Below are 21,817 nucleotides of genomic sequence, written 5' to 3' on the forward strand. Positions count from 1 at the left end.
GCGGAGGGCTGGCGAGAGAAAATCAAAAAACAGATCGCCTAATTTGTCACCTGCCACTCTGACAGGCGACACGAAGCTAAGTGAGCCAACATGTCGAACAAACCCTTCTATTATCAGAATCCCTTTCCTCTCGCCAAAGATGATACCGAATACTATCTGCTGAGCCGCGATTACGTCTCAGTAGCCAACTTCGATGGCGAAGAGGTGCTGAAAGTCGATCCTAAAGCCCTGACGCTGCTGGCGAAGCAGGCATTCCATGATGCTTCATTCATGCTGCGCGCCTCGCATCAGGCGCAGGTTGCCGCGATTCTGGCGGATGACGAAGCCAGTAAGAACGACAAATACGTTGCCCTGCAGTTCCTGCGTAACTCGGAAATCGCCGCCAAAGGCGTGTTGCCGACCTGCCAGGACACCGGCACGGCAATCATTATGGGCAAAAAAGGCCAGCGCGTCTGGACTGGCGGTGGCGACGAAGCCGCACTGTCACAAGGCGTCTATAACACCTTTATCGAAGACAACCTGCGTTACTCACAGAACGCGGCGCTGGATATGTACAAAGAGGTCAATACGGGCACTAACCTGCCGGCGCAGATCGACCTCTACAGCGTGGATGGCGACGAGTACAAATTCCTGTGCATCGCCAAGGGCGGCGGTTCTGCCAACAAGACTTACCTGTATCAGGAAACCAAAGCGCTGATCACCCCGGCCAAGCTGAAGAATTATCTGGTCGATAAGATGATGTCGCTCGGCACCGCAGCCTGCCCGCCGTACCATATCGCGTTTGTGATTGGCGGCACCTCAGCAGAAAGCACGCTGAAAACCGTGAAGCTGGCATCAACCCATTACTACGATTCGCTGCCGACCGAAGGTAACGAACACGGTCAGGCGTTCCGTGATGTCGCGCTGGAGCAGGAGCTGCTGAAAGCCTCACAAGAGCTGGGCCTTGGCGCACAGTTCGGCGGTAAATACTTCGCCCACGATATTCGCGTGGTGCGTCTGCCACGTCATGGCGCGTCCTGCCCCGTCGGCATGGGTGTGTCCTGCTCGGCTGACCGTAATATCAAAGCCAAAATCAACCGCGAAGGCATCTGGATCGAGAAGCTGGAAGATAACCCAGGCCGCTATATCCCGGAAGAACTGCGTCAGCAGGGCGAAGGCGAAGTGGTGAATGTCGATCTTAACCCCCCGATGAGTGACATTCTGGCGCAGCTGTCATCCTATCCCGTGGCAACCCGCCTGTCGCTGAACGGCACCATTATCGTGGCGCGTGATATTGCCCACGCCAAGCTAAAAGAGCGCATCGACAACGGCGAAGGTCTGCCGCAGTACATCAAAGATCATCCGGTGTATTACGCAGGCCCGGCGAAAACCCCGGAAGGTTATGCCTCTGGTTCACTTGGCCCAACCACCGCGGGTCGTATGGACTCTTACGTTGATCTGCTGCAGGAAAACGGCGGCAGCATGGTGATGCTGGCAAAAGGCAACCGCAGCAAACAGGTGACCGATGCCTGTCATAAACACGGCGGCTTCTACCTCGGCAGCATCGGCGGCCCGGCAGCGGTGCTGGCGCAGCAGAGTATTAAGAGTCTGGAGTGCGTGGAGTACGCGGAACTGGGAATGGAAGCCATCTGGAAGATTGAAGTCGAGAACTTCCCGGCGTTTATCCTGGTGGATGACAAAGGCAATGACTTCTTCCAGCAGATCCACAATCAGTGTTCTGCCTGTGTGAAGTAAGGCTTTAAGCCGTGCTAAAACAAAAAATCCGCGGCTTAAGGGCTGCGGATTTTTTTATGGGGTGAGCACTACGCGGCGCTTATATCGCACCGATTTGTACGTCGAGCAGCATATCGGCATCATCATCGTTTTGACCAATCACGTAAATCGCCTGACGGCCCGGCAGATTCACCGTGATGATGTGCTGATCGTCGGCATCCAGCACTTCATCATGCTGCTGCTGAAATTTATGCAGTGTGTTCATGTTATCTCCTTAAAATGGCGCACTATCTTAGATTCCCTACTGCTTAATATCGTCAAGACACGGCTTAAATGTAGCGGAATTGTCTGTATTCGTGATGCAGGCACTCTGGCACGGCCAAATGACAGTCAGATTAAAGAAGTAACGCACATTTCTTACGGTGCAGAGGTGAGCGCCGGACACCCCGGTAACGCCGGATAACGGCTGCAATCCGCCGTCACCGCTTTCTCACTGTGCGCTGTCCCTTCCGGTGCCCAGCGGTAATCCACCATATAAGCGCGATACACCGTATTGCCACGGTAGTGGTCACGCGGCATCGCTTTGCCGTAAAACGGGCTGACGTACTCCCAGACAATCTCACCCTGCGGCGTGACCTGGAACAGGCGGCCGCTCTGCCCTTCGTTAATCAACGTGTTGCCATTCGGCAGGCGCTGCGCGTTGCTGATATAGGCGCTGTAGAAGGTGGAGATCGACTGTCCCGACTTCTCACCGGTGTATTCCCAGACGATTTGTTGAGTTTGCGGGTTCACTTCAATGACGCGTGAAGCAGAGAAGAATCCTTGCCGTGAGGGCGGGAATCCGGCGTTGCCCTGATTATCAAAAATCAGAATATTGCCAGCACCCGGCAAACCCGGTCCGATCATGTGCACATCATGCTCGCCAATCAGTTGATCCAGCGGACGTGGCAAAGGCGTATCCAGCTTGAGCGCCGGATAATCGGGCCCGATGCGCCACACTACTTTTCCCGTCTGTCGATCAACAATCACCGCGACATTGCCGTTGCGCGAGTTAAACAGGATGTTGTCAGGGGCAAAACGCGGGTCACCTTTATCAAACCACGGGTTGGGACCCAACGGTGCCGCCGTATTCATATGCAAAAAGTCGGCGTCCTGACTGTCACGGATCATCGCCAGCTGCGCGTCAGAAAAACCCAGCTCATTGAGGTGATCGGCCACTGACCAGCTCCACAGCTTCTCTCCCTGCGGCGACACCTCCTCCAGCGTATTATCGATGATGCGATAGTTGTAGCCGGGCAACTGGCGCAGTGCCGCGCCCAGCACCAGCGTATTCCCGTCTGCCAGCCGCTGGATTTCATGGTGCTGATGCACCGGCTGTTGCTGACTGCCGTATTGCCACTGCACCGCACCGTTCCAGTCTACCTCCGCCACGCTGGCATTCACCATGCCGTTGCCGGGGCTGGCTTCTTTGTCGAGATCTTTCTGACGCTCCAGCTGTACCAGCAGATGACCCCGCTGGCCGTTGACGCGATCAGTGGGTATCGGCCAGCTCGGGAACCCTTCGTACGCCCAGCGATGCACTTCTTTCCCGGTCATATCAATTAAGTGTGTTTGGTTATCGCTGCCGGGGATCACCACATAACCGTTCCAGGCACGGGCGGGATCGTAATACGTGACGCCGGTGGGAATGGCACTCGGGATCGCCGAGACCGTGAAAGAGAGAGAAAGCAGGCAGACAGAGAGCGTTGCCGCAATACGCATGATTCACCATCCTGAATAAGGGAGAAAGAAAACGCCCTTATAGGGTAGATGCGAATGGCGGCAGGATTAGTCCGAATGAGGCATGTGGGAGAAAAGGCAGCGGTATGACCCGCTGCCTGAGTGCTTAGAAGAAGCCCAGCGGTTGCGTGCTATAGCTCACCAGCAGGTTTTTGGTTTGCTGGTAGTGATCGAGCATCATTTTATGGGTCTCGCGACCGATACCGGATTTTTTATAGCCACCGAACGCCGCATGTGCCGGATAGAGGTGATAACAGTTGGTCCAGACACGACCCGCTTTAATCGCTCGTCCCATGCGATACGCGCGGTTGATATCACGGGTCCATACACCTGCGCCCAGTCCGTAGATCGAGTCATTGGCGATGGCGAGGGCTTCCGCTTCATCTTTGAAGGTCAGCACACCGACCACCGGCCCGAAGATCTCCTCCTGGAAGACGCGCATGCTGTTGTCGCCTTTCAGCAGCGTGGGCTGGATGTAATAGCCGCTATCAAAAGCTTCACCTATTTTCTCCACGCCACCACCGTGCAGCACCTGAGCGCCCTCTTGCTGGGCGATTTCCAGATAAGAGAGGATTTTATCGAACTGCTGCTGCGACGCCTGCGCGCCAATCATGGTTTCGGTATCCAGCGGATCGCCACGCTTAATGGTTTTGATACGTTTCATGACGGCTGCCATAAACGGCTCAAAGATCGACTCCTGTACCAGCGCACGCGACGGACAGGTACAGACTTCCCCCTGATTCAGGAAGCCAAGCACCACGCCTTCTGCCGCTTTCTCGATAAAGCTCTCTTCCGCATCCATGATGTCTTCAAAGAAGATGTTCGGTGATTTACCGCCCAGCTCAACGGTAGACGGAATCAGGCTTTTCGCCGCCAGTTCGAGAATATGCCCGCCGGTGGCGGTAGAGCCGGTAAAGGCGATCTTGGCGATACCCGGATGTGACGCCAGCGCTTCACCAGCTTCTTTACCGTAACCGTGCACCACGTTGATGACCCCCGGTGGCACCAGGTCTTTGATCACTTCCATAAACAGGGTGATCGACAAAGGCGTTTGCTCAGCCGGTTTTAACACCACGCAGTTACCGGCCCCCAGCGCTGGGGCCAGTTTCCACGCCGCCATTAACAGCGGGAAGTTCCACGGGATGATTTGCCCGACCACGCCCAGCGGTTCATGGAAGTGGTAAGCGGCGGTGAATTCGTCGATTTCCGCTGCGGTGCCTTCCTGTGCGCGCACGCAGCCCGCGAAGTAGCGGAAGTGGTCTACCGCCAGCGGCAAATCGGCAGCCAGGGTTTCACGCACCGGCTTGCCGTTATCCCAGGTTTCGTTGACTGCGATATATTCCAGTTTCTCTTCCAGTCGATCGGCGATTTTCAGCAGCACCAGCGAACGTGCCTGCGGGGAGGTTTTGCCCCAGGCATCCGCAGCGGCCAGTGCTGCCGCGACTGCGTTATCGACATCGGCCTTGTCCGAGCGCGGGAACTCGCCGATGGTGGAACCGTTAATCGGGGTCGTGTTGACGAAGTAATGACCGTTCACCGGCGCAACGAATTCGCCGTTGATAAAGTTGCCATAACGCGATTGCAGAGTGATGAGAGAACCTTGTTCTCCCGGAGCAGCGTAACGCATGGTGTTTCTCCTTGCGGGACAGAGTGGCGAATAACAACTATGAAACCTGTTATTAACATTGATCGATCAATGTCAGCCTGTCAGATCGCAGAGCGGGAAACTGTGACCGCACCGAAGGAAAATTCCGGGATTGTTGATTTGAGATTTTGCACAGGCGCTAAACCAGGGTTGCGACTAAAGAAAAAGCCTCTGTCACAACAGTTTTCGGTCGCCAGAAATGGCAACCCTACCGCCCTCATGCACGATTTTCGTAGGGTGCAAATTTATGCACATCAGAAATACGCGTAAATCTCCCGCTTCGTTGCGGAAAATTCCGAGTTTTGCCGCATATGCAGCGAAAAGCGAAACAAACGCAATGAATTTGGTCAATATGAAACAGGATACTCATCAGGAGAAAGAGATGTTGGCTTCAGCCCTGACGTTAATGCGCGCCAAAGCGAACTTTGTTCAGCAATTTATTCGAAACCCGCGCAAGATGGGCAGCATCACGCCCTCCTCTGCTGCGCTGTGTCGCACCATGTGTGATGCCGCCAGCTGGGATCACAGCCTGCGTATCGCCGAACTGGGTGCCGGAGACGGGGTGTTAACCCGGCATATTCTGGACAGAATGTCGCCGCAAGCGCAGTTGGATGTGTTTGAGATCAGCCCGGATTTAGTCGAGAGCTTGCGCGAATGGACCGATCCGCGCATGCAGGTACGAGCCTGCTCGGCCGAATACCTGTCTGGTGAATACGATGTGATCTTTTCCGGCCTGCCGCTGCTGTCGCTGCCGCCGGAAACGCGTGAAGCGATTCTGAGTGCCGTCCACGATGTGCTGGGCCCGCGCGGTGTATTTATCCAGTTTCAATACACCTCATTGACCCAACCTACCCTGTCACGCTACTTCACGTGGCAGCGCCAGCGGGTGCTGAAAAATATGCCGCCCGCCTGGGTTTATCGCTGCACTCGGCATTACGCGCCCTGAGCCTGCACGCGCGGCTGCGGCCGCGTTTGCAACCAGAAACGACGCAACAACTCGCGTGACCAATCCTCACCTGCGACCTGCGCACCATCATCACACACGCCCGCCGGTAAACAGGCGGTCATGATGTCGCGGGTAAACTCCGGGTGGAACTGTACCGACAGCGCCTGCGGGGAATAGCGTAAAATCTGGCAACCATCCAGCTCAGATTGCGCCAGTACTACGGCGTGCTGCGGGGGACTAATCACCGACTGGCGATGCGACAGCCATGCCTGAAACTCGCCGGGCAGCGTTGCCAGCCACGGATCGCGCTGCGCCTGCTGCGTCAGGGTTTTCAATCCACGTTCCCATCCGTTCGGGTTATCGCCCACTTTTCCGCCCAACGCATACGCCATCAGCTGATGGCCGTAACAGACGCCCAGCAGTGGCAGCTCGGCTTCCATGGCTCCACGGATCCATGCAGCCGTGCGCTCGCTCCAGTCGGCGTGGTCGGTGACCATTGCCCAGGAGCCGCTGAGAATGGCGCCGCTGACGCGATCAAACGCTGGCAGCTCTTCGCCAAGATGCGGGCGGACAATCACATAGTCATCAGGCTGCAGTTGCAGCGCATCAATAAACCAGATGGGTTGTTCGCCAATTTGCGCCACAACCTGCGGTGGCGGCACTTCGAGTTGAATCAGAGCAAGGGGTAACGCGCGGGTGTGTGTCATTCCGAATTCATTCCTTCACGGAGTCAGCTTTCGGACATCCACTTTGACAGGAAATCAGTGACCTGTCTTATTTTTTTCCTGCATAAGCTCATACCTTAATGAAAAAAATTTTTGCACAATGTCACAGAAATGCACGGCTTCGTGCCATGATTAGGCGGTGATAACCCCTTTCATGTGAAGGATGACATTGTGGCAGTGCGGCATTTCTTTTTGGTTCTGATGGTGGTTTCCATCTGGGCTTTCAACAACGTGGCGGTGAAGTGGGGATTGCTGGAACTTCCGCCGCTCTTCCTTACCTGGATGCGTTTCGTGGTGGTGGCGATTGTGCTGGTGCCATTCTGCCGCATCACGCGTGAACAGCTGCCGTGGCTGCTCACCCTCGCCTTCACCTTTGGTTTTATGCATTTCTCGCTGCTGTTTGTCGGCATGCGCTACACCGATGCCGGAACCGGCGCGATTGTGGTGCAGCTCGGTACACCGATTGCCATGCTGCTGGCGATGCTGGTGCTGAAAGAGAAGCTGCGCCTGGTGCAGTTATTCGGCATCGCGGTCTCGTTAAGTGGTGTGGCGGTGCTCTCTGGCAGCCCAACCATTCCTGCGTGGTGGGTGTTATGTATTTTGCTGTGCAGTGCCTTTGGCTGGGCCATCAGCAATATGATCGTGAAGAAATCGCCGCCGATAAAACCGCTGACGCTCACCGGCTGGATCTCATTCCTTGCCGTGCCGATCGTCGGTGCCGCTTCCTGGCTTACCGAATCGCACCAGTTTTATGCGTTAAGCCACGCGGGCTGGCGCGGCTGGTTTGGTATTCTTTACAGCGCACTGGCTTCCTCGATCGTGGCTTATACCTTGTGGTATTGGTTACTGAAAAAGTACAACGTCAACTTAATCATGCCCTACTCGCTGCTCACGCCAGTGCTGGCGGTTTTGATGGGCGTATTCGTGCTGGGCGACAGCATGAACAGCTTCAAGATCCTCGGCGCGTCTCTGGTGGTGCTCGGTACGGCCATTGCGGTGATCAACCTGCGTAATCTGCGCATGCACGCGCGTTTTCCGCGTTTACGCCGCCGTTAGATCCCCTCTGCTATGCTTGAGTCTCGCGCGTTTTTCGGAGACTCAATATGGATACTCAATCTGCTGCCGCATTATGGCAGCAACTGTGGCAAGGATTGCGTGGCGCGGAACCCCTTCCCGCGCTCAGCTTTCTCCAGCCCGATACTTTTTCCTCTGCGTTTGCCGTCAGTGAACTGGCCGCCACCAGCATTGGGCTCGCAAGCCAGGCAGTGAGCGACTTGCTCGGGCAATCGGCCCCGGTTAGCGTCAATGTGCGGCTCGCCTCTCGCTGGTTTCAGCACAGCCTCATGCCGTTAAATCGTCCTCCTGCCGCACTTTGGGACCCTTTTGCTGGCGACTATGCCACCACCGATGGCTGGATCCGTCTGCACACCAACGCCCCGCATCATCGTGCCGCCATGGAGCAGGTGCTGGGGCAACAAGCCGATCGCGCCGCGTTAGCGCAACGGGTGTCTCAGTGGCAAGCGGCCGCGCTGGAGCAGGCCGTGATCGAGGCTGGCGGCTGTGCTGCGCAGATGCGCAGTGAGCAACAGTGGTTGCAGCACCCACAAGGGATGGCCGTCAGCAGTGAAGCGCTGATCGCCCAACAGGCCACCGGAGATGCACCCACACCCCGTTGGGCACTGCCCATTGCGCGCCCACTGCTGGGCGTACGCGTGCTGGATCTGACGCGCATTATCGCCGGGCCGGTAGCCACGCGTTTTCTCGCCAGCCTTGGCGCGCAGGTTTTACGTATCGATCCTTACGGCTGGGAAGAGCCAACACTGGAAGAGGAGATCACCTGCGGCAAACGCTGCGCACGACTCGATCTCAAATCCCGAGCGGGCGTTGAGCAGCTGCGCGATCTGATCAAACATGCTGATGTGCTGGTGCATGGCTATCGCGCGGATGCGCTGGAAAAGCTGGGGCTGGATGCAGAATCACGCCGCAAACTGTCGCCCGGATTGGTGGATGTTAGTCTGAATGCGTGGGGCTGGAGCGGGCCGTGGCGAAATAGGCGCGGCTTTGACAGCCTGGTGCAGATGGGATGCGGCATCGCTGAACGGGGCATGATCTGGCGTGGTAACGTCCAACCGACGCCGCTGCCAGTGCAGGCACTCGATCACGCCACCGGCTATATGATGGCCGCCGCCGTACTGGAAGGGATGAGACAGCGTCGGGAAAATCACGTTGGCTGGCAGGCACGCTTATCACTGGCGCGCACCGCAAGGCTGTTGCAACAGTTTGGCGCGTCCCCGCCACAGCCGCAGCATGGCATTGCGGTACAGCACGGCGATGCCCTGCCGACAGTAGAGATCAACGCGTGGGGGATTGCCGAAAGATTGCGTGCCGCTGCGTATCTGCCCGGCACGCCGATGATCTGCGCCACGCCGGGCGTTAAGCTCGGCAGCAGCGTAGCCAGCTGGTGATTAGGCTTCTTCGCCGTTGCCTTCGTTCAGTTCATCGTACATCGCCTGAATGGCTTCACGGCTCAGCGCAGCCAGCGTGCGGTAGAAGGCGCTGGTCGCGTGCGCTTCCACTTTGCCCAGGAACGCACCGCACCACGGCAGCAGGTAGTCGTCAAACAGCGCCAGCTGCGCGGCGAACTCATCTTCCGCTGACTGATCTTCCAGCCACGAGGCCGCCAGCAGCAGCACGCCAAAATGATCGGCAGGCGCATCGCTTAACGGCATGCCACGTGAGGCGAGGAAGGCACGAACATCCGCTTCCTGCGGACCGTTTGGCCACTGCGAGGCGTAAGGCGGTACGCTGCATTCGCTGCCGACGAACAGTGCGTTGTAATCCGCCGCCAGGGCCTGCGGATCGCTATTCTGCTGCAGACGTGTTAACAGTTCATCCTGCTCCAGCGGCCACTGAGCCTTCAGTTTGCCTTCACGCAGCATGGTGAAGAGCGGCACCAGCAATGGATCTTGTGGCTGGCGGTTGAACAGCGAGCCGATGACGCGGCAGAGAATGGAAAACTCATTCATGCAACAGAATTCCTTGAGGCTAAAAGTTAAAAGTCCGCAAATTCAGCAATGTGCTTACCGGTTCGCTGTTCGAGGAAGTCGAGCAGGCGGCGCGGCGTGACATTTAACACGCGATCCTCGGGAAAATCCACTTCGCGCGTAATGCGGATGCAGTGTTCGAAATGACCGAGGGTAAATGCGGTGTGCGAATCCGACCCAAACGCCAGACGCCCGCCGGCATCACGCACCGCTTCAGCAATGGCGCGACAGTTCGGTTCGCTGCCCGGACGTGAGTGAGTAAAGGAAGAGTTGTTGATCTCCAGCGCCACATCATAATGCGCCGCCGCTTCAGCAATGGCGCGGATATCCACCGGGAATTTCGGGTTGCCAGGATGCGAAATAATGTGCACCAGCCCACCGGCCATGGCGGCAATCATCGCTTCCGTGTGATGCGCTTTATCACGCGGTGCATACACCGGCTCATGGAAACCCGCCACAATCAGATCCAGCGCATCCAGCATCGGGCCGCTACAGTCAATTTCACCTTGCTGATTTTTGATGTTGGCTTCAATACCACGCAACACGCCTACGCCATCAATCACGCGTGGCCAGATACGCATATTAACGAAGTGCCAGTAGTGCGGCGCATCCGCCATATCCGGGCCGTGATCGGTGATGGCAAACAGCTTCAGGCCATTCTGCTTCGCCTGCACCACATAGTCATGCAGTGTGCTGTAGGCGTGGGTACTGGCAACGGTGTGCATATGCAAATCGACGGGATACATCCTCTTCTCCTGACTCAATGTGAATTAATAACCGCGCTGACGATCGACTAAACCACTCGGTTGATCCCCTTGCTCCAGAGCAAGTATGGCACCAGCAATGAAATCCATCGCCTCGCCGGGCAACGTAATAGCCGCAGTATGTGGCGTCAATGTGACATGTGGATGAGACCAGAGCGGGTGATCCGCCGCCAGTGGCTCGGTCTGGAACACGTCCAGCGCCGCACCCGCCAGTTGACCGCTGTTCAATGCAGCCAGCAGATCGGCTTCCACCACGTGCGCGCCGCGCGCCAGATTGAGGAAAAAGGCACCCTGCGGCAACACGCGCAGAAACTTTTCATCGATCAGGTTGGTGGTTTCCGGCGTGGTGGGCAACAGGTCGATCAGCACCTGAGTGCCATCGAGAAACGCCTCCAGCTGATCGCGACCATGGAAGGTTTGCACGCTATCAATCTGCTTAGCCGAGCGGCTCCAGCAACGCAGCGGGAAGCCCCACTGACGTAAGCTTTCAAGCACGCTACTGCCCAGCACTCCCGCACCGAGCACGCCGATGGTGAAGTCGGCGCGATCCGCTGTGTCGAGTGGTTGCCAGTGCGCCTGTTGCTGCTGCTGACGGTAGTCGGCAAAGCGGCGGAACCAGCCCAGCACGCACCAGTTCGCATACTCCTGCATCTGACGCGCCATACCGGTATCTTCGAGGCGGAACAGCGGCACGTCATCGGCAAGCATTTCAGGATTGGCGCGCAGTTGCTTAAGAATTTCGTCAACGCCCGCGCCCATGGCAAACACGCCTTTTAACGGACGACCAGCCAGCATCTCGATGGGCGGCGAACGCACGATGGCATAATCCGCCGGAGCCGTGTCGCCTGGCTGCCAGTAGCGCACGTTGGCTTGCGGTAAACGCTGACGCAGTCCCGCAAGCCAGCGATCGGGGGCTTGCGACGGGTGATACCAGATAATCTCCATACAGCTCTCCTTTTTTCCTTCAGCCTCAGGCAAATAGCGGTGAAGGGCAAGCAAAAACCTCACTGTTAATGCAATTTCTTGCGTGATTAATTCCCACGGCTTCACATTTCCATGGCTTGAGGCGGCTAAGCGGCGCGTTAACGACTAAAGTTGTTCGGGTGGTCAATGTGTTAGCACACCACCTTTTCGGACAAGGAGAAAAACCGATGATAAAAAATGTCAAATTCACGCCCGCGCCACTGACGTTGCTACTGAGCGCGGCGCTGCTGGCCGGCGCCTCTGTTGCGCAGGCGGAAGATACCAGTCGAATGCTAAGCAGCCAGCCACAGCCGCCCGATATCCGCCTTGGGCCTCTGTTTAATGCGGTACAGCAGGCAAAATTTTATCCGGATCAGAAAACCTTTGCCGATGCGGTTCCGAAGTACAATCCTTCTTCGATACTGGCGGACTGGCAGATGCAAAAGAGCCAGCGCAACTTCGACCTCAAGCATTTCGTGGACGCTAATTTCACCCTGCCTAAAGAGCAGGACAAATACGTGCCGCCTGCCGGACAAAGCCTGCGTGAACATATCAACGGTCTGTGGCCGGTGCTGACACGATCGACACCGACCGCCAGCCAGTATGATTCCCTGTTGCCGCTACCGAAACCCTATGTGGTCCCCGGCGGCCGTTTCCGCGAAGTTTATTACTGGGACAGCTACTTCACCATGCTGGGCCTCGCCGAGAGCGGGCACTGGGATCGCGTGCAGGATATGGTGGATAACTTCGCCACCGAACTGGATAAATACGGCCATATCCCGAATGGCAACCGCAGCTATTATCTCAGCCGTTCGCAGCCACCGTTCTTTAGCCTGATGGTGGATCTGCTGGCGACGCACAAAGGTGATGATGTTTACCGCCAGTATCTGCCGCAGTTGCAGAAAGAGTATGACTACTGGATGGCAGACAGCGATAAAGTCGCGGCCGGAGAAGCCAGCAAGCGCGTGATTAAACTGGGTGACGGCACGCTGCTTAACCGGTACTGGGATGACCGCGATGCCCCACGCACCGAGTCCTGGCTCGACGATGTGAATACCGCCAACAAAGCGCCAGATCGCAATAAACAGCAGGTGTATCGCGATCTGCGTGCCGGTGCGGCCTCCGGTTGGGATTTCAGCTCTCGCTGGTTTACCGATGCCCACAATCTGGCCTCGATCCGCACCACCCAGCTGGTACCGGTCGATCTTAACAGCCTGATGTTCCATCTGGAGCAGGTGTTGTCCAAAGCCTCGAAGCTGGCACAGCAGGATGACAAAGCCAAACAGTTCGCGGCCGATGCTGAAAAACGTCAGGCAGCGATTAATCGTTATCTGTGGGATGAGAAGCAAGGCTGGTACGCCGACTATGACTGGCAGAAAAAACACGTTCATCCGCAGTTAACCGCCGCTACCCTGTTCCCGCTGTATATGCAGGTGGCGAGTGAAAAACAGGCGGATCGCACCGCCAAAGCGGTTGAGAAACAGCTGTTGAAACCGGGAGGTTTGGTGACGACGACCGTGAATAATGGTCAGCAATGGGATGCACCAAATGGCTGGGCGCCGCTGCAATGGGTGGCGGTGGAAGGTCTGGAACATTACAAACAACCCAAGCTGGCGCAGGAAATTGGTCAGCGCTTCCTGCAGAACGTGCAGGCCACTTACGACAAAGAGCACAAGCTGGTTGAGAAGTATGTGGTGGAAGGCGCGCAACTGGGCGGGGGTGGTGGCGGTGAATATCCGTTGCAGGACGGCTTCGGCTGGACCAATGGCGTGACGCTCAAACTACTGGATAAATACTGCCCGAAAGATAACACCTGTAATAACGCGAGCGATATCCCGAATATGCCCGCGCTGAGTGCGGGGAAATAACCTTCTTACTCTACTTTAAATAAAACCGCTGCTACTGCTTTGTTTGTCAAACGGTAGCAGCGCAATCGGTTCGCGCTGTCAAAGCCAGGGGCTTAATGCCATCACCTCAGGTTTCCACACCCTCGCGCACCGCGACAGATTGTATGACTGAATCATGAAACCTGTTCTCACTTAAAGCCGTGCTCGCTACGCCACCCTTCCCGTTCTTTTCCTCACAATCTCTTTCACTCACATTCACAACTTGAAACATACCTCACTAAAAGATAATAATTCTCACTCTTAATTTTAATCTCATTATCAATTTTCGGCAGTGCCGGTTGAGTGCTGCTTTTGTTCTGCTTCCCGTTAAAGGATTTCCGATGACGCTTTTTACCCTTAATCGTGCCCGCGTGCTTTGTGCGCTGGCTCTGGCCCTTCCTGCTGCAACCTTCGCAGAAGAGTCCATCGTGGTCACCGCGCAACCGCAAGAGAGCGCCAGCTCACCGACGCAAGGCTATCTCGCCACCCGCAGCAGCGGCAGCAGTAAAACCGATCAGCCGCTGATCACCACGCCGCAGTCCATCTCGGTGGTAACACGTCAGCAGATGGAGGATCAGGGTGCGCAGGATCTCAATCAGGCACTGAACTATACGCCGGGCGTATTCACTAACTTCGGCGGCGCCGCCACCCGTTATGACACCATCGCGCTACGTGGTTTTCATGGCGGCGATGTCGACAACACCTTCCTGGATGGCTTGCGCATCATGAGTGATGGCGGCAGCTTCAACATCTTGCAGGTGGATAACTGGTTCCTCGATCGCGTTGATGTGATCAAAGGCCCCTCCTCCGCACTTTACGGCCAGACTGTGCCAGGCGGATTAGTCAATCAGGTGAGCAAACGGCCGCAGTTTGCTGAAGAGGGCCATTTCCGCCTGTCGACCGGCACCAACGCCACCAACAGCGCCGCCTTTGACTACACCAATGCGATTAACGATCAGTGGGCCTTCCGTCTCACCGGCATCACGCGTAACAGCGACACGCAATACGTTCACACCCGTGAAGAAAAATATGCGATTTCGCCACAGCTGCTGTGGCAACCCAGCGAAGACACCAGTCTGGTGCTGCGTGCCTATCTGCAAAAAGATCCATCCGGCGGTTATCACGGTTCCGTACCGGCTGAAGGCACGCTTTATAGCCACAATGGCCGCAAGCTGAGTGACGGATTCTACGAGGGCGACAGCGCGCTGGATCAGTTCAAGCGCCACGAACAGATTTACAGCTATGACTTCTCGCACCGCTTCAATGAAGTGTGGTCTGTTTACTCCACCGCCAGCTATAGCCACTCCAATGTCGACCTCGATCAGGTGTATCAGATTGGCTGGGACGCCGCTAACCCGGACCTGCTGACCCGCTACTACTCCGGTGAACGTTCTTCGCTTAGCGCATGGGCCAACGACAACCGTCTGCAGGCCGATTTTGCCACCGGCGCGTTGCAGCATCGGGTGATCCTCGGTGCCGAATACCATCGTTATAAGAACGATTTGAGTAAAGCCAGTGGCTATGCGAGTTCATTAAACCCCTGGACGGGCGAAGCGGTCGGCAGCATGCCGGATTACAGCTGGACCGAACAAACGCGTCGCTACTATCAAACCGGGCTCTATTTGCAGGATGAAATGCAGCTCGACCGCTGGCATCTGGATCTCTCTGGCCGCTACGATCGCATCGTCTCCAATAATGGCACCAGCCGTCGCCAGGATGACCACGTCAGCGGCCGTGCTGCGCTGCTGTATGCGTTCGACAGCGGCATCTCACCTTACGTCAGCTGGAGCCAGGCGATTACCCCGGCTTCTTTGACCGACCCAGACGGCAATCAGCTGAAGCCAACCACTTCCGAGCAGTATGAAGCCGGTGTGAAATACCAGCCGGTGGGCACACGCGATATGTACTCCATCGCGCTGTACGATTTGACGCAAAACGATGTGGCGAACCGTAACGTGGTGGACAGCACCTACAGCCCTTCCGGCAAAGTGCATTCGCAGGGCATTGAGCTGGAAGCACGTAATCAACTGACGCCGCGACTCAGCACCATTGCCGGTTACACGCTGAACCATCTGCGTTTCAAAGATTCCGTTGACGGGAATGATGGCCATACGCCTTACGTCACGCCGAACAGCATGGCGTCATTCTGGGGTCACTATCAGTTTGATTACGGCCTGAGCGCCGGTGCGGGTGTGCGTTATATCGGTAAGCAGTGGGCTGATAATGAAAACACCACCCGTTTGCCGTCAGTGACGCTGTTTGATGCTTCCGTCCGTGCCGATCTCGGTGCGTGGAATTCACAGTTGAAAGGGGCATGGCTGCAGGTCAATGCCAATAACCTGACCGACAAAAAGTATCTCGCGGCCTGTTATGGCACCGGTTATTGCTATCGCGGTGCAGAAAGAACCCTTACCGCCACCGTGGGTTACGATTTCTAACCGGCAAAAAAAAATCCGCATCCCGATGAGGATGCGGATTTCATTAAAACAGAGTGAACGGCTAGGTGCGCACTTTACGGTAGATCCACAGCACCACGATGGCACCAATCACCGCCACCACGAAACTGCCAAAGTTGAAACCGTCAACTTTACCGAAGCCAAACAGGGTACTGATCCAGCCGCCAACCACCGCACCGACGATCCCTAAAACCACAGTGATGATGAATCCGCCGCCATCTTTACCTGGCATGATCCATTTAGCGATGATCCCGGCAATCAAACCAAAAATAATCCATGAAATGATACCCATTTACTGCTCCTTACGTTATGAATCAAGGTGTTCACTGCGATTAGTATAGTCGGATATTTTTAATCTGCTTGATGAACATCACAGTAGATAGAGAGTTAGCAGGCTAAAGCTTTTTGCCACCCTGTCGATAATAATGCGATAGCCGTGTCACCCGTGATAATAACAATCGGATAAGTGGAGCAGGATGTGAAAGACGCCGATAACGAACAATATCTCAAACGAGGCACCCTTGCTGTTTTAAACGTAATGAAGGATTTGTTGCGTTTCCAGACCCCTTTAATGGTCAGTTTTTCGCGCGGTCAATTTATCAGTCGCATGCTGGATGCCGATGAGGATCGCGTGATCTTCGATCTCGGCAGCAATGCGCAGGACAACGATTTAGCGCTGCAGAGCGGCGAAGTGAATATCGCGGCAGAAACTCAGGGGGCAAAAGTAGAGTTTGGCTTGATCAAACTTGAGCGCACCGAGTTTGAAGGCTTACCGGCTTTCAGTGCCCCACTGCCTGAGCTGCTGTGGCAGATTCAGCGTCGTGAGTTTTTCCGTGTTTCCGCCCCGATGGAGCCGGTGTTTTACTGCCATACGCAGTGGCCGGATGGCAGCAATGCGCGTTTTCGCTTGCAGGATCTCTCTCTCGGTGGTGCAGGTGTATTGCTGGACGAAAGCTTGCCAGAGGGTCTGAACCGCGGTGACACCTTTAAAAATCTGCGCGTTGAGTTGGGCGAATACGGTCATTTTGAGGTCACTGCACAGCTGCTGAATATTGGCGAGCGCAGCACCGTCACCAGCAAGAATGAAACCCGCACAACCCCCCGTCTCAGCTTCCGTTTTACCGCCATTGAGCCGGTGCAGGAACGCCAGCTACAGCAGGTGATCTTTGCCCTGGAGCGTCTGGCGCGCGACAAAGCCAATCGCTTTCAGTAATTAGGCAACATGCGGGGATCAGAGTGAACCCCGCCGATTTCTCTTCGACATGATTTATCACGCCTGGGCAAGTGCGGTGTGACTCGTCCTCGCGCGATACGTTGTCTTTAAGACGATAAAGATTAATGGTGTGGTTGATAACGACAACGCGCCACCGCTTCCAGCCAGCCGCGATAATTCTCCTGCATAAGGGTCGCGCGATCGCTGCGCGGCTCAATCACGCTGCCGCCCTGCAACGCCTGCATATCACTGCCCTGCTGCCACCAGCCTAATGAACGCCCCGCCAGCAGCGCGGCACCGAGGGCGGAGACTTCAGCGGTGGGGGCACGTTTCAACGGCCGCTGCAACACGTCTGCCTGTAACTGCATCAGCCAACTGTTTTCGGTTGCCGTGCCATCCACACAGAGCGCGGGCAACTGCACACCACTGGCCTGCTCCATCGCGAAGAACACATCGGCAATCTGGAAGGTGATCGATTCCAGTGCCACGCGCGCCAGCACCTCTGGCGTGGCTGCATCGGTAAGGCCACATACCATGCCGCGCGCCTTCAAATCCCACCAGGGCGCGCCCAGGCCTGACAAGGCAGGCACGAAATAGATGCCCTGATTATGCTCGCTGCGCTGCGCCATTGCCGTCAGTTCACGCGGATCGCTGATGCCCAGCATGCGTCCCAGCCAGGCCGCGCCTGAACCGGTATGGGTGATGTTGCCTTCAAAGGCAAATCGCAGCGTGCCATCGTGCCACGCCACCGTGGTACTGAGGCCGTTTTCGGTCAGCAAGGGTGTGGCCATTGACATCATCAGCGATGAACCGGTGCCGTAAGTGGCTTTCACCACCTCTTCACCCGCACTGCGTTGCGCCTGCAGTGCCGCATGGGAATCGCCAATGCGCGACAAAATGGGTGTACCCGCTTTCAGTCCGGCGATGTCCTGTACCGTGACAACACCCTGCGCACTGGCGGAGGGCACAATATGTGGCAGCGCCGCGCGCGGGATATGGAACAGCGTCAGCAGTTCCTCATCCCAGTCACCGCTGTGCAAATTGTAGAGTTGGGTGCGGGCCGCATTCGCGTGATCGGTAATAAAACTTTCGCCGCCGCTGAGTTGCCAGCTGAGCCAGCTATCCACAGTGCCAATGCAGAGTTCACCGGCCTGCGCACGCGCCTGGCCATCCGGTATCGCCGCCAGCATCCCGGTGAGTTTGCCTGCGGGAAACATTGGATCGACCGCCAGGCCTGTTAAGCCGGTGATGCGTGGCGCTTTACCCGCCATGCGTAAATCACGACAAAACGCTTCTGAGCGACGATCCTGCCAGCTCACCAGCGGCGTCAGCGGTTGCCCGTCGCGGCGCTGCCAGATCAGCACCGACTCGCGCTGATTGCTGATCGCGACGGCGGCCACCTCTGCCCCGTCGCACTGCGCCAGACAGCTTTCAATCGCCTGTTTCACCGCCTGCCAGATCGCCAGCGGATCCTGTTCGGCCAATCCGGGCTGCGGATGGGCTAGCGTCAGAGGCTGGCTGCCGCGCGCCACCACCTTGCCTGCGCGGTCCACCGCTATGGCTTTCGCGTTCGTGGTACCTTCATCAATTGCCAGTATTAATGGACCCGCCATGTTTACGCTCCTGCACACATGCGCACTGCACTCTTCACCACGCTGGCGGCGTCAATACCATGATGCGCGCGCGTGGAGGCACGGTCGCCAGCAATCGCGTATTGACCATCGGGGATGCCCAGACGTAACAGCGGAATGCCGCAGCCGCCTTCAGCCAGCACTTCGGCCACCAGGCTGCCGACGCCGCCGTTAACATTGTGCTCCTCTACGGTGATCACCGCCGGATAATGCTTTAACAGCTCTTGCAGCCGTTGGGTATCGCAGGGACGAATTGATGGAATGGCGATCACACCTGCGCTGATTCCCTGTGCATGCAATTGCTCAGCTGCGCTCACCGCCTCATGCACGGTGGAACCCATCGCCACCAGCACGATGTCGTTGCCTTCACGCAAGACGTCGATTTGACCGGGACGGAACTGGTAGTTTTCGTCGTGCAACTGAGGCAGGTCCTTGCCATCCAGACGGATGTAAACCGGCCCCACATGCGCAAGGGCATAATCGATGATCTGGCGGCACTCCAGCGGGCAGGATGGCGCGTAAATCTCGATATTGCCGAAGCCACGCATCACCGCAATATCATCAATGCTGTGGTGGGTGCTGGCCAGCGGTCCGTAACTGGCACCGGCATTCAGGCCAAACAGTTTGACGTTGGTGTTGTTGTAGCAGACGTCCACTTTTACCTGCTCGTTGGCGCGTGAAATCAGGAACGGTGCGGCATTACAGGTCACCGCCACTTTTCCACCGATTGCCAGACCAGCCGCCGTGCCCACCAGCGTTTGTTCCGCGATGCCGACGTTGATCAGGCGGTCCGGGAACGCCTTAATGAAAGGTGATATTTTTGCCGTTGAGGTGGAATCCGCCACCACTGGCACCAGATCCACACCGCGATTGACCGCGTCAATAAAGGCTTCCACCATCACCGTGGCCAGGTGTTTTGCATTACTCATCTTTTAATTCCTCCAGTGCCAGTTCGATCTCTTCCCCTTTCGGCACACGGTGATGCCACTCTGGTTTGCCCTGAATAAAGGAGATGCCAAAGCCTTTCTCGGTATGCGCCACAATCACCTGCGGTTTGCCGTTACGTGGCAGGTTTTCAATGGTTTCCACCACGGAAGCCATGTCATTACCGTTGCACTCAGTGACCTCCAGGCCGAAGGCGCGCCATTTATCCGGCAGCGGATCGGTGTTCATGATGTCGCGCGTGTGCCCTGCCAGTTGCAGTTTGTTCTTGTCGTTGATGATCACCAGGTTATCGAGGTTGTAGTGCGCCGCCACCAGCGCGGCCTCCCAGTTACTGCCCTCGGCCAGTTCACCGTCGCCGGTTACCACGAAGATGCGGCGGTCGCTGTTGTCTTTCTTCGCCGCCAGCGCAATACCCACCGCCACCGGTAAGCCGTGCCCCAGTGCACCGGTGTTGAGTTCCACGCCCGGCGTTTTCTGCCGCACCGGATGGCCCGGCAAATGTGAATCCGAATGCTGGTAAGTGGGCAGCCACTCGGTTGGGAAGTAACCCGCCTCTGCCAGCACACAGTAATAGCCGCCGACCGCATGCCCTTTCGACTGGATGTAAATGTCACGCTGCGGATCGTTGGTGCGATCCGGCGCGCAATTCAGGATGCGGAAATAGAGCGCCGTCAGGATTTCGACCTGAGAGAGATCGGCACCGGTGTGTCCACCTGCCGGACTACCGGCATTGAGCTGGATGATGCGGCGACGTACGGCGCGCGCTTTCGCTGCCAGGTCCGCCACCGAATATTTGAAAGGATTCATAGACACCTCTGCATTTTAAAGCGTTATTGAATATATATTCACAACAGGTAAAAAAATTTACCCAGATTTTTACCCTAAATAAGCTGAGTTGCGGGAAGACGGCCAACTCGTCAATCCCCAGGAGCCTACTCAGGTAAGTGACTGGGGTGAGCAAGTGCAACCCATGCACCTGCGGCTCAGCTTATGACGGGTAGTGATTAACCTTTGGCCTCACCTTCCTGAATTAATGCCTTCTGCGCCACCACGGCGGCTTTTTGCTGCATGCGGCTTTGCATCTGATCGATGATCACCGCCACGATAATCACGATGCCTTTGATCACCATTTGCCAGAACTCACTGACGCCCATCATGATCAAGCCATCCGCCAGAAAACCGATGACAAAGGCCCCCACCAGCGTGCCGAGAATGGTGCCACGTCCGCCAGCCAGTGAAGTTCCACCGAGCACCACTGCCGCAATCGCATTCATCTCAAATGAAGTCCCGTTCGCCGGATGGCTGGCCACCAGCTGCGAAGACACCACAATGCCGGCAATCGCCGCACAGAAACCTGAAAGGGTGTAGACCCAGATTTTCACCGACTTCACTTTGACGCCGGAGAGTTCCGCCGCACGCTCGTTATCACCAATCGCATACACCTGACGGCCAAATGGCAAGCGGCGCGCCACATAGGCAATCACCAACGCCAGCACCACCATCATCCAGATCGCCCACGGTAAGCCGAGAAAATACCCCGCACCGATTTTGTCGAAACCGGTGTTACCCAGCAGCGGATTGCCCTGCAAGCCGGGGAAGGTTTCGCCGCCAGAGGTCAGCATCGCCGCCCCGCGCAGGATGTACATGGTGCCCAGCGTGCAGATAAACGGGGCCACGTTGTATTTGGTGATGATCCAGCCATTCACCGCGCCAATCAGTCCGCCTACCACTAACACCACGGGCACAATCACCCAAACGCTGGGAAAGATGGCGATGCCAAACATCGGCAATACAATGCCTTTGGTAATCAACCAGCCGGCAATCATGCCGCACAGGCCCAGCGTGGCGCCGATGGAGAGATCAATACCCGCAGTGATAATGACAAAGGTGATGCCGAGCGCCAGAAACGCATTGATGGCGATGTGTTTGACCATGATCACCATGCTGCCCACGGCGAGGAAATCCGGCACGGTAATCGCAAAGAAGCCGACGATGAGGAACAACGCGATAAAGGTGCGCAGTTTTAACAGCAGCAGAATCATGCCTTCACGCGAGTTGAAAACCTTACCTGGCGAAGCGAGCGCCATTGCGCCATTGTTTTTCATGC

The 21,817-nt window shown here is 56.5% G+C and carries 19 protein-coding genes; 7 read left to right on the plus strand and 12 right to left on the minus strand.

Annotated elements, in window-relative coordinates:
- The first annotated feature begins 90 nt into the window (after nucleotides 1-90).
- A complete protein-coding gene (gene fumA / locus ACCW76_RS02190) occupies nucleotides 91-1,734 on the plus strand; it encodes a class I fumarate hydratase FumA (protein ID WP_436337610.1) in 1,644 nt (547 codons plus the stop codon).
- 79 nt (nucleotides 1,735-1,813) lie between these two features.
- Here fumA and ACCW76_RS02195 read toward each other — a convergent pair whose 3' ends face one another.
- The 3 genes from ACCW76_RS02195 to exaC all read right to left on the minus strand — a co-directional run bounded on the left by ACCW76_RS02195 (nucleotide 1,814) and on the right by exaC (nucleotide 5,119).
- A complete protein-coding gene (locus ACCW76_RS02195) occupies nucleotides 1,814-1,978 on the minus strand; it encodes a hypothetical protein (protein ID WP_436337611.1) in 165 nt (54 codons plus the stop codon).
- A gap of 152 nt (nucleotides 1,979-2,130) precedes the next feature.
- Nucleotides 2,131-3,474 carry an aryl-sulfate sulfotransferase gene (locus ACCW76_RS02200; protein ID WP_436337612.1) on the minus strand — a complete coding sequence of 448 codons (1,344 nt, stop codon included), beginning with the start codon at nucleotides 3,472-3,474 and terminating at the stop codon, nucleotides 2,131-2,133.
- A gap of 124 nt (nucleotides 3,475-3,598) precedes the next feature.
- Complete coding sequence (gene exaC / locus ACCW76_RS02205) at nucleotides 3,599-5,119, minus strand: acetaldehyde dehydrogenase ExaC (RefSeq protein ID WP_436337613.1); 1,521 nt, start codon at nucleotides 5,117-5,119, stop codon at nucleotides 3,599-3,601.
- 400 nt (nucleotides 5,120-5,519) lie between these two features.
- Between exaC and ACCW76_RS02210 the strand changes: the two genes are divergently transcribed.
- Complete coding sequence (locus tag ACCW76_RS02210) at nucleotides 5,520-6,083, plus strand: class I SAM-dependent methyltransferase (protein WP_038647483.1); 564 nt, start codon at nucleotides 5,520-5,522, stop codon at nucleotides 6,081-6,083.
- Here the strand turns inward: ACCW76_RS02210 and ACCW76_RS02215 are convergent.
- Nucleotides 6,071-6,790: a glutamine amidotransferase gene (locus ACCW76_RS02215; protein ID WP_436337614.1), complete on the minus strand. Its 720-nt coding sequence runs from the start codon at nucleotides 6,788-6,790 to the stop codon at nucleotides 6,071-6,073. The genes ACCW76_RS02210 and ACCW76_RS02215 overlap by 13 nt on opposite strands.
- 189 nt (nucleotides 6,791-6,979) lie before the next feature.
- Here ACCW76_RS02215 and ACCW76_RS02220 point away from each other — a divergent pair, with 189 nt between their 5' ends.
- The gene (locus ACCW76_RS02220; RefSeq protein ID WP_045833026.1) at nucleotides 6,980-7,864 is read left to right on the plus strand and encodes a DMT family transporter; all 885 of its coding nucleotides are present in this window, start codon (nucleotides 6,980-6,982) and stop codon (nucleotides 7,862-7,864) included.
- A 47-nt stretch (nucleotides 7,865-7,911) separates the two neighbouring features.
- Nucleotides 7,912-9,273 (plus strand): CoA transferase, encoded by a 1,362-nt coding sequence (locus tag ACCW76_RS02225; RefSeq protein WP_436337615.1) that lies wholly within the window; start codon nucleotides 7,912-7,914, stop codon nucleotides 9,271-9,273.
- Here the strand turns inward: ACCW76_RS02225 and ACCW76_RS02230 are convergent, their stop codons facing one another.
- The 3 genes from ACCW76_RS02230 to ghrA are packed head-to-tail and all read right to left on the minus strand — an operon-like array spanning nucleotide 9,274 to nucleotide 11,561.
- The gene (locus ACCW76_RS02230; RefSeq protein ID WP_045813907.1) at nucleotides 9,274-9,834 is read right to left on the minus strand and encodes a TorD/DmsD family molecular chaperone; all 561 of its coding nucleotides are present in this window, start codon (nucleotides 9,832-9,834) and stop codon (nucleotides 9,274-9,276) included.
- A 26-nt stretch (nucleotides 9,835-9,860) separates the two neighbouring features.
- Nucleotides 9,861-10,598: a phosphatase gene (locus ACCW76_RS02235; RefSeq protein ID WP_034821944.1), complete on the minus strand. Its 738-nt coding sequence runs from the start codon at nucleotides 10,596-10,598 to the stop codon at nucleotides 9,861-9,863.
- 24 nt (nucleotides 10,599-10,622) lie between these two features.
- Complete coding sequence (gene ghrA, locus ACCW76_RS02240; RefSeq protein WP_436337616.1) at nucleotides 10,623-11,561, minus strand: glyoxylate/hydroxypyruvate reductase GhrA; 939 nt, start codon at nucleotides 11,559-11,561, stop codon at nucleotides 10,623-10,625.
- Between the two features lie 206 nt (nucleotides 11,562-11,767).
- Between ghrA and treA the strand changes: the two genes are divergently transcribed.
- Both treA and ACCW76_RS02250 read left to right on the plus strand, forming a co-directional pair.
- Complete coding sequence (gene treA / locus ACCW76_RS02245; protein ID WP_436337617.1) at nucleotides 11,768-13,447, plus strand: alpha,alpha-trehalase TreA; 1,680 nt, start codon at nucleotides 11,768-11,770, stop codon at nucleotides 13,445-13,447.
- 359 nt (nucleotides 13,448-13,806) lie between these two features.
- Nucleotides 13,807-15,903: a TonB-dependent siderophore receptor gene (locus ACCW76_RS02250; RefSeq protein ID WP_436337618.1), complete on the plus strand. Its 2,097-nt coding sequence runs from the start codon at nucleotides 13,807-13,809 to the stop codon at nucleotides 15,901-15,903.
- Nucleotides 15,904-15,964: 61 nt separating this feature from the next.
- Here the strand turns inward: ACCW76_RS02250 and ACCW76_RS02255 are convergent, their stop codons facing one another.
- The gene (locus ACCW76_RS02255; RefSeq protein WP_160868209.1) at nucleotides 15,965-16,213 is read right to left on the minus strand and encodes a GlsB/YeaQ/YmgE family stress response membrane protein; all 249 of its coding nucleotides are present in this window, start codon (nucleotides 16,211-16,213) and stop codon (nucleotides 15,965-15,967) included.
- Nucleotides 16,214-16,399: 186 nt separating this feature from the next.
- Here ACCW76_RS02255 and ACCW76_RS02260 point away from each other — a divergent pair, with 186 nt between their 5' ends.
- The gene (locus tag ACCW76_RS02260) at nucleotides 16,400-17,134 is read left to right on the plus strand and encodes a flagellar brake protein (protein ID WP_436337619.1); all 735 of its coding nucleotides are present in this window, start codon (nucleotides 16,400-16,402) and stop codon (nucleotides 17,132-17,134) included.
- 122 nt (nucleotides 17,135-17,256) lie between these two features.
- On the opposite strand, the gene ACCW76_RS02265 is transcribed toward ACCW76_RS02260, so the two are convergent.
- The 4 genes from ACCW76_RS02265 to ACCW76_RS02280 all read right to left on the minus strand — a co-directional run bounded on the left by ACCW76_RS02265 (nucleotide 17,257) and on the right by ACCW76_RS02280 (nucleotide 21,815).
- Complete coding sequence (locus ACCW76_RS02265; protein WP_436337620.1) at nucleotides 17,257-18,747, minus strand: FGGY family carbohydrate kinase; 1,491 nt, start codon at nucleotides 18,745-18,747, stop codon at nucleotides 17,257-17,259.
- Nucleotides 18,748-18,749: 2 nt separating this feature from the next.
- Nucleotides 18,750-19,694: a transketolase family protein gene (locus ACCW76_RS02270; protein ID WP_436337621.1), complete on the minus strand. Its 945-nt coding sequence runs from the start codon at nucleotides 19,692-19,694 to the stop codon at nucleotides 18,750-18,752.
- On the minus strand, nucleotides 19,687-20,517 hold the full coding sequence (locus ACCW76_RS02275; protein ID WP_034821964.1) for a transketolase: 831 nt from the start codon (nucleotides 20,515-20,517) through the stop codon (nucleotides 19,687-19,689). The genes ACCW76_RS02270 and ACCW76_RS02275 overlap by 8 nt, the downstream gene beginning before the upstream one ends.
- Nucleotides 20,518-20,714: 197 nt before the next feature.
- Entirely contained in the window at nucleotides 20,715-21,815 is a 1,101-nt protein-coding gene (locus ACCW76_RS02280) for an ABC transporter permease (protein ID WP_045833035.1), read from the minus strand.
- Between the last annotated feature and the right edge of the window lie 2 nt (nucleotides 21,816-21,817).

The organism is Pantoea sp. C8B4, assembly GCF_051336905.1.
Lineage (GTDB): Bacteria > Pseudomonadota > Gammaproteobacteria > Enterobacterales > Enterobacteriaceae > Pantoea > Pantoea rwandensis_B.

Bases quoted from the DNA above. Each gene is read 5' to 3' on its own strand.
- fumA (WP_436337610.1), top strand. From the start codon at position 91: ATGTCGAACAAACCCTTCTATTATCAGAATCCCTTTCCTCTCGCCAAA.
- ACCW76_RS02195 (WP_436337611.1), bottom strand. From the start codon at position 1,978: ATGAACACACTGCATAAATTTCAGCAGCAGCATGATGAAGTGCTGGAT.
- ACCW76_RS02200 (WP_436337612.1), bottom strand. From the start codon at position 3,474: ATGCGTATTGCGGCAACGCTCTCTGTCTGCCTGCTTTCTCTCTCTTTC.
- exaC (WP_436337613.1), bottom strand. From the start codon at position 5,119: ATGCGTTACGCTGCTCCGGGAGAACAAGGTTCTCTCATCACTCTGCAA.
- ACCW76_RS02210 (WP_038647483.1), top strand. From the start codon at position 5,520: ATGTTGGCTTCAGCCCTGACGTTAATGCGCGCCAAAGCGAACTTTGTT.
- ACCW76_RS02215 (WP_436337614.1), bottom strand. From the start codon at position 6,790: ATGACACACACCCGCGCGTTACCCCTTGCTCTGATTCAACTCGAAGTG.
- ACCW76_RS02225 (WP_436337615.1), top strand. From the start codon at position 7,912: ATGGATACTCAATCTGCTGCCGCATTATGGCAGCAACTGTGGCAAGGA.
- ACCW76_RS02230 (WP_045813907.1), bottom strand. From the start codon at position 9,834: ATGAATGAGTTTTCCATTCTCTGCCGCGTCATCGGCTCGCTGTTCAAC.
- ACCW76_RS02235 (WP_034821944.1), bottom strand. From the start codon at position 10,598: ATGTATCCCGTCGATTTGCATATGCACACCGTTGCCAGTACCCACGCC.
- ghrA (WP_436337616.1), bottom strand. From the start codon at position 11,561: ATGGAGATTATCTGGTATCACCCGTCGCAAGCCCCCGATCGCTGGCTT.
- treA (WP_436337617.1), top strand. From the start codon at position 11,768: ATGATAAAAAATGTCAAATTCACGCCCGCGCCACTGACGTTGCTACTG.
- ACCW76_RS02250 (WP_436337618.1), top strand. From the start codon at position 13,807: ATGACGCTTTTTACCCTTAATCGTGCCCGCGTGCTTTGTGCGCTGGCT.
- ACCW76_RS02255 (WP_160868209.1), bottom strand. From the start codon at position 16,213: ATGGGTATCATTTCATGGATTATTTTTGGTTTGATTGCCGGGATCATC.
- ACCW76_RS02265 (WP_436337620.1), bottom strand. From the start codon at position 18,747: ATGGCGGGTCCATTAATACTGGCAATTGATGAAGGTACCACGAACGCG.
- ACCW76_RS02270 (WP_436337621.1), bottom strand. From the start codon at position 19,694: ATGAGTAATGCAAAACACCTGGCCACGGTGATGGTGGAAGCCTTTATT.
- ACCW76_RS02275 (WP_034821964.1), bottom strand. From the start codon at position 20,517: ATGAATCCTTTCAAATATTCGGTGGCGGACCTGGCAGCGAAAGCGCGC.
- ACCW76_RS02280 (WP_045833035.1), bottom strand. From the start codon at position 21,815: ATGAAAAACAATGGCGCAATGGCGCTCGCTTCGCCAGGTAAGGTTTTC.